Source organism: Bombilactobacillus bombi (assembly GCF_003522965.1).
Taxonomy (GTDB): Bacteria; Bacillota; Bacilli; order Lactobacillales; family Lactobacillaceae; genus Bombilactobacillus; species Bombilactobacillus bombi.
This window is the reverse complement of sequence record NZ_CP031513.1, coordinates 1037073-1051078: the sequence shown is the minus strand read 5'-3', so window position 1 is coordinate 1051078 and position 14006 is coordinate 1037073. Positions and strand designations below refer to the sequence as shown.

Annotated in this window: 11 protein-coding genes, 5 tRNA genes and 2 rRNA genes; 16 read left to right on the top strand and 2 right to left on the bottom strand. The window is 38.5% G+C overall.

Annotated features, from left to right (window positions below):
• Positions 1-39 precede the first annotated feature (39 nt).
• From DS830_RS05400 to DS830_RS05385, 4 genes are all read left to right on the top strand, one after another.
• A 23S ribosomal RNA gene (locus DS830_RS05400) occupies positions 40-2957 on the top strand.
• A 60-nt stretch (positions 2958-3017) separates the two neighbouring features.
• A 5S ribosomal RNA gene (rrf, locus tag DS830_RS05395) occupies positions 3018-3134 on the top strand.
• Positions 3135-3141: 7 nt separating this feature from the next.
• Positions 3142-3214: transfer RNA gene (locus DS830_RS05390), tRNA-Asn, on the top strand.
• A 45-nt stretch (positions 3215-3259) separates the two neighbouring features.
• A tRNA-Thr gene (locus tag DS830_RS05385) sits at positions 3260-3332 on the top strand.
• A 75-nt stretch (positions 3333-3407) separates the two neighbouring features.
• Here the strand turns inward: DS830_RS05385 and DS830_RS05380 are convergent.
• Entirely contained in the window at positions 3408-3845 is a 438-nt protein-coding gene (locus DS830_RS05380) for a GNAT family N-acetyltransferase (protein ID WP_118908535.1), read from the bottom strand.
• Between the two features lie 163 nt (positions 3846-4008).
• On the opposite strand from DS830_RS05380, the gene DS830_RS05375 reads away from it, so the two are divergent.
• The 6 genes from DS830_RS05375 (at position 4009) to DS830_RS05350 (ending at position 8686) form a co-directional block, all read left to right on the top strand.
• On the top strand, positions 4009-4629 hold the full coding sequence (locus DS830_RS05375) for a DNA-3-methyladenine glycosylase (protein ID WP_205526772.1): 621 nt from the start codon (positions 4009-4011) through the stop codon (positions 4627-4629).
• A gap of 81 nt (positions 4630-4710) precedes the next feature.
• Complete coding sequence (locus DS830_RS05370) at positions 4711-6195, top strand: peptide MFS transporter (protein WP_118908534.1); 1485 nt, start codon at positions 4711-4713, stop codon at positions 6193-6195.
• A 94-nt stretch (positions 6196-6289) separates the two neighbouring features.
• Positions 6290-6372, top strand: a tRNA-Tyr gene (locus DS830_RS05365).
• Between the two features lie 5 nt (positions 6373-6377).
• Positions 6378-6449 (top strand) — tRNA-Gln (locus DS830_RS05360).
• A 131-nt stretch (positions 6450-6580) separates the two neighbouring features.
• Positions 6581-7279 (top strand): GntR family transcriptional regulator, encoded by a 699-nt coding sequence (locus tag DS830_RS05355; RefSeq protein WP_118902889.1) that lies wholly within the window; start codon positions 6581-6583, stop codon positions 7277-7279.
• A gap of 15 nt (positions 7280-7294) precedes the next feature.
• The gene (locus tag DS830_RS05350; protein ID WP_118908533.1) at positions 7295-8686 is read left to right on the top strand and encodes an O-antigen ligase family protein; all 1392 of its coding nucleotides are present in this window, start codon (positions 7295-7297) and stop codon (positions 8684-8686) included.
• Positions 8687-8737: 51 nt separating this feature from the next.
• Here the strand turns inward: DS830_RS05350 and DS830_RS05345 are convergent, their stop codons facing one another.
• Complete coding sequence (locus DS830_RS05345; RefSeq protein ID WP_240366789.1) at positions 8738-9451, bottom strand: WecB/TagA/CpsF family glycosyltransferase; 714 nt, start codon at positions 9449-9451, stop codon at positions 8738-8740.
• A 79-nt stretch (positions 9452-9530) separates the two neighbouring features.
• On the opposite strand from DS830_RS05345, the gene DS830_RS05340 reads away from it, so the two are divergent.
• From DS830_RS05340 to DS830_RS05315, 6 genes are all read left to right on the top strand, one after another.
• Positions 9531-10598 (top strand): glycosyltransferase, encoded by a 1068-nt coding sequence (locus tag DS830_RS05340; protein WP_118908531.1) that lies wholly within the window; start codon positions 9531-9533, stop codon positions 10596-10598.
• A 21-nt stretch (positions 10599-10619) separates the two neighbouring features.
• Positions 10620-12095, top strand: coding sequence for a nicotinate phosphoribosyltransferase (locus DS830_RS05335; RefSeq protein WP_118902878.1), 1476 nt, complete (start codon positions 10620-10622; stop codon positions 12093-12095).
• Between the two features lie 13 nt (positions 12096-12108).
• Complete coding sequence (nadE, locus tag DS830_RS05330; RefSeq protein ID WP_118902875.1) at positions 12109-12930, top strand: ammonia-dependent NAD(+) synthetase; 822 nt, start codon at positions 12109-12111, stop codon at positions 12928-12930.
• 11 nt (positions 12931-12941) lie between these two features.
• Positions 12942-13376 (top strand): hypothetical protein, encoded by a 435-nt coding sequence (locus DS830_RS05325; protein ID WP_118908530.1) that lies wholly within the window; start codon positions 12942-12944, stop codon positions 13374-13376.
• Between the two features lie 50 nt (positions 13377-13426).
• Positions 13427-13512 (top strand) — tRNA-Leu (locus tag DS830_RS05320).
• A 249-nt stretch (positions 13513-13761) separates the two neighbouring features.
• Positions 13762-13962, top strand: coding sequence for a cold-shock protein (locus DS830_RS05315; protein WP_118902869.1), 201 nt, complete (start codon positions 13762-13764; stop codon positions 13960-13962).
• The last annotated feature ends 44 nt before the right edge of the window (positions 13963-14006 follow it).

Sequence of the window (14006 nt, the reverse complement as noted above, 5' to 3'; positions counted from 1 at the left end):
TGCGCGAATCGAGAGATTCAAGAAAAGAATTAAGAAATAGGTTAAGATGATAAGGGCGCACGGTGGATGCCTAGGCACTAGGAGCCGATGAAGGACGGAACAAACACCGAAATGCTTCGGGGAGCTGTAAGTAAGCGAAGAACCGGAGATATCCGAATGGGGGAACCCGGCTGAGGTCAAGCTCAGTCACACATTAATGAAATGAAGTAGTTAATGTGGGGAAGACGTGGTGAACTGAAACATCTAAGTAGCCACAGGAAGAGAAAGAAAAATCGATTTCCGGAGTAGCGGCGAGCGAAAAGGAAAGAGCCCAAACCAACGAGCATGCTTGTTGGGGTAGTAGGACTGGTAGACGAGGAAAAAGGCTTGCGATAGTCGAAGCAGTTGGGAAGCTGCACCGAAGAAAGTGACAGTCTTGTAGACGAAATCAAGAGCACTCAACCAGGATCCTGAGTACGGCGGGGCACGTGAAACCCCGTCGGAATCTGGGAGGACCATCTCCCAAGGCTAAATACTCCCTAGTGACCGATAGTGAACTAGTACCGTGAGGGAAAGGTGAAAAGCACCCCGGGAGGGGAGTGAAACAGATCCTGAAACCGTGTGCCTACAAGTAGTCAGAGCTCGTTAAAGAGTGATGGCGTGCCTTTTGTAGAATGAACCGGCGAGTTACGTTAAATTGCGAGGTTAAGTTGAGAAGACGGAGCCGCAGCGAAAGCGAGTCTGAAGAGGGCGCAAAGTAGTTTGACGTAGACCCGAAACCAAGTGACCTACCCATGTCCAGGTTGAAGGTGCGGTAAAACGCACTGGAGGACCGAACCCACGTAAGTTGAAAATTGCGGGGATGAGGTGTGGGTAGCGGTGAAATTCCAAACGAACTTGGAGATAGCTGGTTCTCTCCGAAATAGCTTTAGGGCTAGCCTCGGGGAAGAGGATTATGGAGGTAGAGCACTGTTTGGACTAGGGGCCCATCAAGGGTTACTGAATTCAGATAAACTCCGAATGCCATTAATCTATACCCGGGAGTCAGACTATGAGTGATAAGATCCGTAGTCGAAAGGGGAACAGCCCAGATCACCAGTTAAGGTCCCAAAATCCATACTAAGTGGAAAAGGAAGTGGAGCTGCATAGACAACTAGGATGTTGGCTTAGAAGCAGCAATGCATTCAAAGAGTGCGTAATAGCTCACTAGTCGAGTGACTCTGCGCCGAAAATGTACCGGGGCTAAGTATGGTACCGAAACTGTGGGTGTAACTAGAAATAGTTATGCGATAGGAGAGCGTTGTAAGCACGAAGAAGCCAGATCGTGAGGACTGGTGGAGCGCTTAGAAGTGAGAATGCCGGTATGAGTAGCGAAAGACCAGTGAGAATCTGGTCCACCGAATGACTAAGGATTCCTGGGGAAGGCTCGTCCGCCCAGGGTAAGTCGGGACCTAAGACGAGGCCGAAAGGCGTAGCCGATGGAAAACAGGTTGAGATTCCTGTACTGATCAGTTCTGTTTGAGCAATGGAGGGACGCAGGAGATAAACGTGAGCATGCAGCTGGAAAAGCATGTCCAAGCAGTGAGTCTGGGAGTGAGTTAAATGCTTACTTCTAAGGACGAGCTGTGATGGGGAGCGAAATATAAGTAGCGAAGCACGAGAGTCACACTGCCAAGAAAAGCTTCTAGTGAGGAACTGGTTACCCGTACCGCAAACCGACACAGGTAGTCGAGATGAGAATTCTAAGGTGAGCGAGTGAACTATTGTTAAGGAACTCGGCAAAATGGCCCCGTAACTTCGGGAGAAGGGGTGCTGGTGTAAGAGCCAGCCGCAGTGAAAAGGCCCAAACAACTGTTTATCAAAAACACAGGTCTCTGCCAAATCGAAAGATGACGTATAGGGGCTGACGCCTGCCCGGTGCTGGAAGGTTAAGAGGAGAGCTTAGCGTAAGCGAAGGTTTGAATTGAAGCCCCAGTAAACGGCGGCCGTAACTATAACGGTCCTAAGGTAGCGAAATTCCTTGTCGGGTAAGTTCCGACCTGCACGAAAGGCGTAATGATTTGGGCACTGTCTCAACAATAGACTCGGTGAAATTATAATACCCGTGAAGATGCGGGTTACCCGCGACAGGACGGAAAGACCCCATGGAGCTTTACTGTAGCTTGATATTGAATTTTTGTGTAACATGTACAGGATAGGTAGGAGCCGAAGAGGTCGGTACGCTAGTATCGACGGAGGCACTGGTGGGATACTACCCTTGTTAGATGAAGGTTCTAACCCGCGCCATTGAAGCATGGCGGGAGACAGTGTCAGGTGGGCAGTTTGACTGGGGCGGTCGCCTCCTAAACAGTAACGGAGGCGCCCAAAGGTTCCCTCAGAATGGTTGGAAATCATTCGCAGAGTGTAAAGGCAGAAGGGAGCTTGACTGTGAGACAGACAAGTCGAGCAGGGACGAAAGTCGGGCTTAATGATCCGGTGGCACCGTATGGAAGGGCCATCGCTCAACGGATAAAAGCTACCCTGGGGATAACAGGCTTATCTCCCCCAAGAGTTCACATCGACGGGGAGGTTTGGCACCTCGATGTCGGCTCATCGCATCCTGGGGCTGTAGTCGGTCCCAAGGGTTGGGCTGTTCGCCCATTAAAGCGGTACGCGAGCTGGGTTCAGAACGTCGTGAGACAGTTCGGTCCCTATCCGTCGCGGGCGGAGGAAATTTGCGAGGATCTGTCCTTAGTACGAGAGGACCGGGATGGACATACCGCTGGTGCACCAGTTGTTCTGCCAAGAGCATCGCTGGGTAGCTATGTATGGAAGGGATAAACGCTGAAAGCATCTAAGTGTGAAACCCACCTCAAGATGAGATTTCCCATTCAGTAATGAAGTAAGACCCCTCAAAGAAGATGAGGTAGATAGGTTGCGCGTGGAAGGTTAGTGATAATTGGAGCGGAGCAATACTAATCGGTCGAGGGCTTAACCGAGCGCAGAACGGACTCTTAATATTCAGTTTTGAGGGAACGAAGGTTCTTTCAGAGGCAAAGTGTGGTGGCGATAGCGAGAAGGATACACCTGTTCTCATGCCGAACACAGAAGTTAAGCTTCTCAGCGCCGAGAGTAGTTGGTGGGAAACTACCTGCGAGGCTAGGACGCTGCCACGCTTATTAATCCGGTTTAGCTCAGTTGGTAGAGCATCTGACTGTTAATCAGGGTGTCGTCAGTTCGAGTCTGACAACCGGAGTTAAATAGTCGGGTTGCCGGCTTTTTTTGTAACTAAATATTTTGTGCCGGCTTAGCTCAGCTGGTAGAGCATCGGTGTCGTAATCCGGGGGTCACAGGTTCGAGTCCTGCAGCCGGCATAATAGTATTTATTGTAAAAGTAAGGTATATTCAATTGGTGAATATACCTTACTTTTTGTTTTCTATTAAAATAATTAATTTGTGAGTTGCTTAATCATATTATGATGCTTAATTCCTGCTTCTACGAATTGTTCACCAACTACAGTAAAGCCTTGCTTGAGATAGAAAGTTTGTGCTTGATCTTGGGCACCTAAGATTAAGTAGTTAATATGTTGTTGGCGTGCTTGATTTTCAATGAAAGTCAGTAATTCACGGGCATAACCTTGTTGGCGGTATTTTTTAAGTACAGCCACTCGCTGAATGTGCCAGCCGTGATCTTCAGTGAGATAATTACGCGCTGTTGCAACTGGTGTATGGTTAATGTAACCAACATAATAAGTACACCGTTCTTCATAGTTATCTACTTCAATATTAGTTGGAACTTTTTGTTCTTGAACAAAGACTTCTTGTCTAATTTGAAGGCTATTCTGATAAATAGAAGAGTTAATTGAATTTGTCATTAATATTTTCATTTTTTCACCTGCTTAAGTTTAGATTTGATAAAATTATCCCGAACAATGGCAGAATAACTGTTTTCACAATGCGTTACTAAGGATTAATATGAATTATTTCTAATTTTATTACAATAATAATATCGTTAAAATTTATTTTATCACATTATAATGAGGAGATTCTATGATTGCTACATCATTTTTTAAAAAAGATTCAACAGATATTATTACACAAAATTTATTAGGTCATGAGTTAACATATAATTCATCTAAAGGGATTATTGGCGGTTTAATTGTAGAAGCGGAAGCTTATATGGGAATTGAAGATACAGCTGCACATTCTTTTCAGGGACGCCGTAGTCCGGCTAATGAAGCGTTGTACGCGCAAGCAGGAACTATTTATATTTACTCAATTTATGGCCATTATATGTTAGACGTAGCGACGCAAAAAGTTAATGAACCACAAGGGATTTTAATTAGGGCATTGCAGCCAACACATGGAATAAAGATTATGGAACAAAATCGGCAGCAAAAAGGAGTTAATTTAACTAATGGACCGGGTAAGTTAATGGCAGCGCTAGGTATTAATTCATTAGAATTAAATTTATGTCCTTTACAGCAAACACCGTTAGATATTTCTAATAGACGGGTTAAATGTCCTCAAAAGATCATAGCTGCTCCCAGAGTTAATGTTAGCCAGGGTAATTGGCATGATCGGCCTTTACGTTTTTATGTGGCTAACAATCCGTATGTATCCGGCATAAAAAAACGTGATTGTGATTTTCAAACTAATGGTTGGCAATAAGTTATATAAGAGCAATTTTTGACATTCCTTCTAATAAATATTAAAATTAAGTATCGTTATTTAATTTTAGGAGAAGTGATAATGGCTACAAAAAACAAAGAAAAGAAATTTTTCGGCCAACCTTATGGTTTGTCGACGTTGTTTATGACTGAATTTTGGGAAAGATTCAGTTATTATGGTATGCGCGCGATTTTATTGTATTACATGTATTATGCTGTTAGTCGTGGTGGTTTAGGTTTTAACCAAGTAACTGCAGTATCGATAATGTCCATTTACGGTTCACTAGTTTATATGACTAGTGTTTTAGGTGGTTTTATCAGTGATCGTATCTTAGGTAGTCGAAGAACTGTCTTTTGGGGCGGAGTTTTGATTATGTTCGGTCATATTTTCTTATCATTGCCGATGGGAAAGCCGACTTTATATCTTTCAATTTTATTTATTACAATTGGTACTGGATTATTAAAGCCTAACGTTTCAGAAATGGTTGGGGGACTTTATAGTGAAAATGATCCTCGACGTGATGCTGGTTTTAGTATTTTTGTTATGGGTATCAATATTGGTTCATTAATTGCTCCGATTGTAGTTGGTCAAGCCTGGAAGTCCTTTAATTTTCATGTTGGTTTTTCTTTGGCTGCAATTGGGATGTTCTTTGGCTTAATTACTTATTATTTCCAAGGCAAAAAATATTTACCAGATAATAGTTTGCAAGCCCCAGATCCATTGTCTGATGCTGAAAAGAAAAAATTATACAAGCGAGTAGCAATTTGTTTAGCAATTGTTATTGTCATTTTTGCAATTTTATTTGCTGTTCATGCAGTCAATCTGACTAATATTATTACTTTATTTACGATTTTGGGTGTCGCTTTGCCGATCGCTTATTTTGTAATTATTTTATCTAGTCAAAAAGTTACAAAAGTGGAAAAGTCACGGGTACGTGCTTATATTGCTTTATTTATTGCAGCTGTTATTTTTTGGGCAATTGAAGAGCAGGGATCAACAGTGTTGGGCTTGTTTGTTGCTAATAATACACAGTTAAATGTTAATCTTAATTTCTTAGGATTACATTTGGATAAATTAGTTCCTAGTTGGTTCCAATCGTTAAATCCATTATTTATTGTTCTTTATACGCCAATATTTGCGTGGTTGTGGACTAAATTAGGTAAAAAACAGCCTTCATCACCAGCTAAATTCTGGATGGGATTAGTCGTAACGGGTATTTCTTATTTGGTTTTGTTAATTCCATTAATGACTGGTAATGGTGGCAAAGTAAGTCCATGGTGGTTAGTTTTGAGTTGGGGAATTGTTGAAATTGGTGAAATGTTAATTTCGCCAATCGGCTTGTCTGTAACTACTAAACTTGCTCCTAAAGCTTTCTCTTCCGAAATGATGAGTATGTGGTTTTTGGCAGATGCTGCGGGGCAGGCAATTAATGCTCAAGTAGTGCAATTTTATCCTGGACATGAAGCAACTTATTTTGGTGTTGTTGGGATTGTGGCAATTGCTTTTGCAGCAATCTTGCTCGTATTAACACCAAAAATTGAGAAGTTAATGGCCGGTATCAATTAATTAAATGAAATATTATCTAAAGAATTTTAAATTAATACTTGCAAAATGTCTTTAATTCGATTATTATATTTATTGTTCTTTAAGATAATATTTTGGAAGGGTAGCGAAGTCTGGCTAAACGCGGCGGACTGTAAATCCGCTCCTTCGGGTTCGGTGGTTCGAATCCACTCCCTTCCATTGATTGGGTTATAGCCAAGTGGTAAGGCAATGGACTTTGACTCCATTATGCGCTGGTTCGAATCCAGCTAACCCAATAGATAGCTGAAACGAATGTTTCAGCTTTTTTTGTAACTAAAAGGTCGACTTACTGAATAAATTAATTTAAAATAATATTGTTTATGAGCAATTGATAATTGGGATGAAACTTGCTGAAGGAGGGTGTATAATGCAAGAGCCAATCTATGTCCAAATCCATAATCAAATTAAGCAAACAATTGCCGAAAGCAAATGGCATGTTGGACAGCGTATACCTTCAGAACGAGCCTTAGCTAAGAAGTTTAATGTCAGTCGAATGACTATGAGACAAGCAATTCAAACTTTAGTTGATGAAGGTATTTTGCAACGTAAAGTCGGCTCTGGAACTTATATTGCCAGTCAAAAAGTTCAAGAAAAAATGTCAGGAACTACTAGTTTTACTGATATCATGTTATCTCAAGGCAAAAAGCCTTCCAGTAAGTTAGTCTCCTACTATTTTGCTGAGTCTAGTTTGAGTGAACAAGAGCAATTACAGATAGATTCGCCATTTTCGGTTTTGAGAATGGAGAGAATTAGACTGGCTGATAATATTCCAATTTGTTTTGATATTACCTCTGTTCCGGCAGATATTGTTACGGGAATTAGTCGTGATGAAATTGTTAAATCGCTTTATCACGCTTTAGAAAAGCACGGTTATCAATTGGGGCATGCTTTTCAGACAGTTTCGGCGATGCTCTCTTCAGAAAAAGTGTCAGAATTACTGCAAATTAAAAAAGGAACTCCCATTTTACGCTTGCGACAGATAACAATGTTGAGTGATGGTCGTCCCTTTGAGTATGTGCGGTCTCAGTATGTTGGAGATCGTTTTGAATTTTATTTAGAAAGATAATTGGAGTTTTCTATTTTGAAAAAGATTAATATAACAAGATTTAGTGTTTTGTTAATGATGTATATTCTTGTTCAACCAATACTAGATGTGATTACAGGTTGGCAGGTAAGGATTATGCCGCATTTTAGCTTAACGCTGGGAATCGTTGTTCGGGCCATAATGCTATTAGCTATTTTATATTTTATTGCAATGGCAGCAAAGGAAAATAAAAATTGGCTAGATAGGCATATTTGGTGGTATTTTTTATGTCTGGCTCTGATTATAGTTATTAATTTAGCCGTTAATAAGTTTAATAAGCCGGTTTTTGCTTCTTTTACGGAGATTGCCGCAATTTTTAAGAGTTTGCATTATATTGTTATTCTAGTAGGATTTTATTATGCATTTCGTAATTTGAGCAAACAACAGCTAGCTCAACTGGTGCCTAAGGTGTTTTATTGGGCAGAAATGATAATTAATGTTGTGATGATTGCGGCAGCTATCACACATACGAGTTTTTCCACCTATCCCCAAGGTAAAATGGGCCAAACTGGCTGGTTTAACGCTGGTAATGAGTTGGGAGCAATTTTAGCTATTCTGTTTCCTTTAGTGGTGTTATATGCTTTAAAAAGAAGTCATGCAGTAGGTCAGTATTGGACTTGGATTGGTGTTATTTTTGCAGCATTATCAATAATTATGGTCGGAACAAAAAGTTGTTTTTACGGGATGATTATTGGATTAATCTTTGCATTTGTTTATCAAATAATCATCTATTTCTTTTGGCCTAAGCACACCAAAGATAAAAAGAACATATTGATTAGTCTTGCTTTGACTTGCTTAATTGTAGTGGGGATTGCTGTTTCTTATCCAGTTTCTCCAGTGCATACCAATAGTGTTATTCAAGCAAAAATAGTCAGAGAAAATCGACTTAATAAATTGAAGTTATTGCATAAAAAGAAAAACCGCAAACATTTAGATCATTATGAAAAATTTTTACTGGATAACCAAGAACTCAGTAACCCTGTTTTAGCCAAGCTCTTAAGTGGACGCACTAATTATTTTGAATTTAATAGTCGACACTATAATAAAGCACCGCTTGCCCAAAAACTATTTGGTATGGGGTATGGTAGTAATTATCGTAAACACCCACGCACAGTGGAAATGGATTGGTTTGATTTGTTCTTTCAATTTGGAATTATTGGCTTTATTGTCGTTATTGCACCTTTATTAATGACGATGGTGATTTTATTATATAAATTTTTACGTTATTGGAATACTAATATGATCCAAAGTAATTTATTGTATTTTGCAGCTGTTGCGATTGGAATTTTTATGTCTTTATTAGCCGGGCATGTGCTAAATGCACCCGCAGTAAGTATTTATTTTAGTTCTATCAGTGCTTATTTATTGAATGCAACATCTCTAAAATAACTTGGATATAATAAATGGAGCTGGAATTAATTTTCCAGCTCCATTATTATATTAATGAACATGTTTAACTAAATAGATAAAACGGGGCAAGTTTTTAAATCTAGATAATCGAGAAGGGTGACTAATAAACCGATAAAGCCATTCTAAATTTAATTTTTGAAAAATTTTCGGAGCGCGCTTAACCGTACCTGATAAGACATCAAAGCTGCCACCCACACCAATCCAGATAGCTGGACAAAGCTGGCGATGCTGGGCGATAAATTCTTCTTGTTTAGGATATCCGAGTGCTACTGCCACAATATTTGGTTGTAATTGTTTGATATCTGCAACAATTTCTTGATCATCGGAAAAATAACCATCATGACTGCCGACTAATTGGAGATTAGGATACTTTTTTTTGACATTTTGGACAGTTTTTTGTAATACTTCAGGTTTAGCACCTAATAAATAGACCTTAAGACTACTATTATTTGCAATTTCTAGTAAACTAGTAAGTGTATCAAACCCGGTAATTCGTTCTTTAAGAGGTTGCTGGATGATTTGACTTGCTTTGATAATTCCGATACCATCAGGTGTAATATAATCAGCTGTTTGAACCAATTTTTGAAATTGGGGATGATCATATGCGTAAACAGCAATTTCCGGATTAGCCGTTACAATAAAAGTATTTTGTTTCGTGGTTATTTTTTTTTGGAGATTAGAGATAAATTGTTGATTAGTAGTATTAATAAAAGGTAGATTTAAAATTGTAATTGTTTTACTCAAAGTTAATGTCAACTCCTTATTTGATATAATAAGTTTACGATAAGTAAAGGTTTTTAACAATTGAACGTGAGGATTAATCATGAAAATTTTACAAGTAAATGCCGGTACAGAAAGTGGTGGCGGCCGCACAATTCTTATTAATTTATTAAAAGCATTGAAAAAACAAAAAATAGATACACAATTAATAGTTTTTGAAAAAGGACCAGTATCAGATTGGGCTCAAAAAGCTGATATTCCAACAACAATTATGAATCAAGAAGGAAGAATGGATTTAAGAGTTGCTGGTCGATTACGCAAGTTTATTAATGATAATCATATTGATATAGTTAACACACATGGTCCCCGTGCTAACTTTATTATGGGATTGATTCATAAGCATGTTGCTGCCAAATGGATTGTTACTGTACATAGTGATCCGTTTATTGATTTTTCGAATAACACCAAGGGTAATTTCTTAACAAAGTTAAACACCGCTGCTATTAAAAAGGCCGATCATCTTATTTTAATTACGCCGCGCTTTAAGTCAGTTTTAATGGATTTAGGCATTGCGGAAAATAAAATGACCCCAATTTTTAATGCGATGGAATTTTCCGCAGAATGTCCTCAAACTGTGCATCATGAAATATTTTCGATCACAAATGTGGCTCGCTTAATGCCCGTCAAAAATCAAAAATTGCTATTACAAACCTTAGCTAAAGTAGATTTTAACTTTCAATTACGCATTGTAGGAGATGGTGAATTAGAAAACGAACTAAAGAATTTAGCAAAAAAGTTGGATTTAGAACAAAAAGTAGAATTTGTCGGTTTTCAAGATGATACGATGCCTTATTATCATGCTGCTGATATTTTTGTTTTGACTTCTAATTCCGAGGGTTTTCCTCTTGTATTGTTAGAAGCTGCCAACCAAGGTATTCCAGCGATTTCCACTGATGTGGGATCTTGTGATTGGATTGTTAAGGACGATACTGGTTGGATTGTTGCTCCGGAAAATAGTAGTCAGTTAACAAAAGCGTTAACAGCAGCCTACGAGAAATGGCAACAAGATCAATTACGGCCAATGGGTCAAAAATTTTATCAATATTGTTCGCAACATTTTTCCAGTGCTAATTTGGCGACCGCATTAATGAAAATTTATCAAAATGTTTAATTGAGGAAGAAAGGCAAAATTATGAAAATCAATAATTTAGACGATGGCTTAGCTTTGCACACAGATTATTATATTTTAAATATGATGTATACCTATTGGAAAAAAGGAATTAATCGTCGGCGAGCTGTGTTTGAATGCTATTTTCGTCAAAATCCTTTTAATAGTGGCTATGCTATTTTTGCGGGCTTAGAACAAGTCGTGAATTATTTGCAAAATTTACACTTTAGCGATTCGGATATTGATTATTTACGTGAAAACGGAGAATTTGATGAAGGTTTTTTACAATACTTGAAGAATATGACCTTCTGTTGTGATGTGCGTTCTGTAGTTGAAGGCGATTTGGTCTTTGCCAATGAACCCATTTTTCAAGTTGAAGGTCCCCTTGATCAATGTTCACTAGTGGAAACAGCGATTTTAAGTATTATTAACTATCAAGTCTTAATTGCTACTAAAGCATCACGCATCAAGTCAGCTGCGGGTGATGATGTCTTACTTGAATTTGGGTCTCGACGTGCGCAAGAATTAGAAGCTGGTGTTTGGGGAGCACGGGCTGCTTATATTGCCGGCTTTGATGCAACCAGTAATGTTCGAGCAGGTAAAGTTTTCAATATTCCAGTAGCTGGAACTCATGCTCATGCCTTGGTGCAATACTATCAAAATGATTATGAAGCATTTAAAGCCTATGCACAAACTCATCATGACTGTACCTTTTTGGTTGATACTTATGATACGCTCAAAAGTGGGGTACCGAGCGCAATTAAAGTGGCTAAGGAAATGGGCGATAAAATTAGCTTTAAAGGCGTACGCATTGATTCTGGCGATATGGCTTATATTTCCAAACGAGTGCGTGAAAAACTAGATAACGCTGGCTACCCTGATGCCAAAATAGTTGCTTCTAATGATTTAGATGAAATTAAGATTCAAAATTTGAAAATGCAAGGAGCAAAAATTGATATTTGGGGTGTCGGCACTCATTTAATTACAGGTTATGATCAGCCAGCTTTAGGGGCAGTTTATAAGATGGTAGCCATTGAAGATGGCAATGGCAATATGATGGATACACTCAAATTATCCAGCAATGCTGAAAAAATCAGTACTCCTGGTCAAAAGCAAGTTTGGCGGATTACTAACAGCAAAAAAGATGACAAATCTGAAGGTGATTATGTCACTTTACGCGACGAAAATCCTAATGAATTACAAGAATTATATATGTTTCATCCCCAATATACCTACATTAATAAAACCATTACTGATTTTAAGGCGCGCCCAGTGTTACAATCTATATTTGAGAATGGCCAATTGGTCTATCAATTACCGACTTTAGCGCAAATTAGAAATTATTGTCGACAAAATTTAGATTCATTATGGGATGAATATAAGCGTGATCTGAATCCTCAAGATTATCCAGTAGACTTATCACAACGCCTTTATGATCATAAACGGCACTATATTGAATATGTGCATCAACAAGTCAAAAATATGGGTACGGATGATTAATAAGGAGATAAAAATGCGACCTTTACAAGAACAAATTATTGCATATGAAAAAGTACAACCTCACATTGATCCAGCTAAAGAAGTACAACGCTCAATTACTTTTTTGCAAAGTTTTTTACAAAAGAATCACTTGTTAACTTTAGTCTTAGGTATTTCTGGGGGACAAGATTCAACTTTAGCTGGACGCTTATGCCAAATGGCAATTGAGCAACTGCGCCAACAGTCTGGTAATCCCAATTATCAATTTGTAGCAGTTCGCTTACCTTATGGTGAGCAAGCTGATGAAAGTGATGCGTTAAAGGCTTTAGACTGGATTAAGCCTGATCAAACACTGCGTGTTAATATTAAACCTGCTGTTGATGCCACGGTTGCAAGTGTTGAAAGTAATGGCCTGAAAATTTCTGATTTTAATAAGGGTAATATTAAGGCCCGTCAACGCATGATTGTTCAATATGCGCTAGCAGGTGATTTAAAGGGATGTGTAGTCGGAACCGATCATGCAGCAGAAAATATTACTGGCTTTTATACTAAATATGGTGATGGAGCTGCCGATTTAACACCCTTATTTCGCTTAGATAAGCGACAAGGCAGACAATTATTGCAATATTTAGCAGCACCTGCAGCACTGATTACCAAAACCCCTACAGCGGATTTAGAAGATCAACGTCCAGGATTAGCTGATGAAGCAGCTTTAGGAGTAAGTTATCAAGATATTGATGATTACTTGGAAGGTAAAGAAATAGCTCTTGCAGCTGCTGAAAAAATCGAATCTTGGTATCAAAAAACTGCCCATAAAAGAAGATTGCCGTATACAGTTTTTGATACTTTTAACTAAGGAGACTTATTATGAATCAAGCACAAAAAAGAGCCATTACCTATGCACACGTCTTAAATGAAGTAATTGAAGACACGCAAAAAATTCAGGATGATTTAAATCCTAAATTTCAACAAATTAAAGAGGCACTCGCTGCTGGTAATTTAACAGACATGAAATCTTCCGAGTATTTAAAAATTCAAGGAGATTTTCAAAGTGGTACTGACGAATATGCTAAACTAACCGATAAATTGCATAATGCCAAGGCACCTGCTAAATTGATGGGAGTTCATTTATCGCTTGTACAAGCTTATAAAGACTATACGCAAGCATGTCAGGATATGATTAACAGTATGAAAGATGATCGAACTGTTGACGAATCCGCATTTGCAGCCTCTGAAGAGGCTCAGGATCAAATTTTAGATAAAATTGGTAAATATTTGATGAAAATGAACCAAATGAATTAAATTGTCTTGCAGAATCTGTCCGTTCATATTATAATAAAAAGGTATTGTTTGCGGGTATGGCGGAATTGGCAGACGCGCAAGACTAAGGATCTTGTGGAGAGTTATCTCCGTGGAAGTTCGAGTCTTCTTACCCGCATGACTTTATTGGTTGACCGTTTATGGAGTTATTTCTATAAACGGTTTTTTTTTGACTTTACTCAAAAGTATTTGTTCAAAAAAGTTGACTTAATATATAAAGTTAAAACAAAAATTATTTGCTATATTTGATATTACATGTTATTATGAACTTGTATTTTTGAATGGTTATGGTTCGATGGTTCATGTGTAACTAGCTTCCAGTGCCACAAAGAAATGCAAAAAGTAGTTTTTTAGGAGGATTGTTCACATGGAACATGGAACAGTAAAATGGTTTAACGCTGAAAAAGGTTATGGTTTTATTACTCGCGAAGACGGTAGCGATGTATTTGTACATTTCTCCGCTATTAACGGTGAAGGATACAAAACTCTTGAAGAAGGTCAATCAGTAACTTTCGATATCGAAGAAAGCGATCGTGGCCCACAAGCTGTTAACGTTGATAAAAATTAATATTTAGTTATTAGCTTTTGACCAGCCTAAAGGCTGGTTTTTTT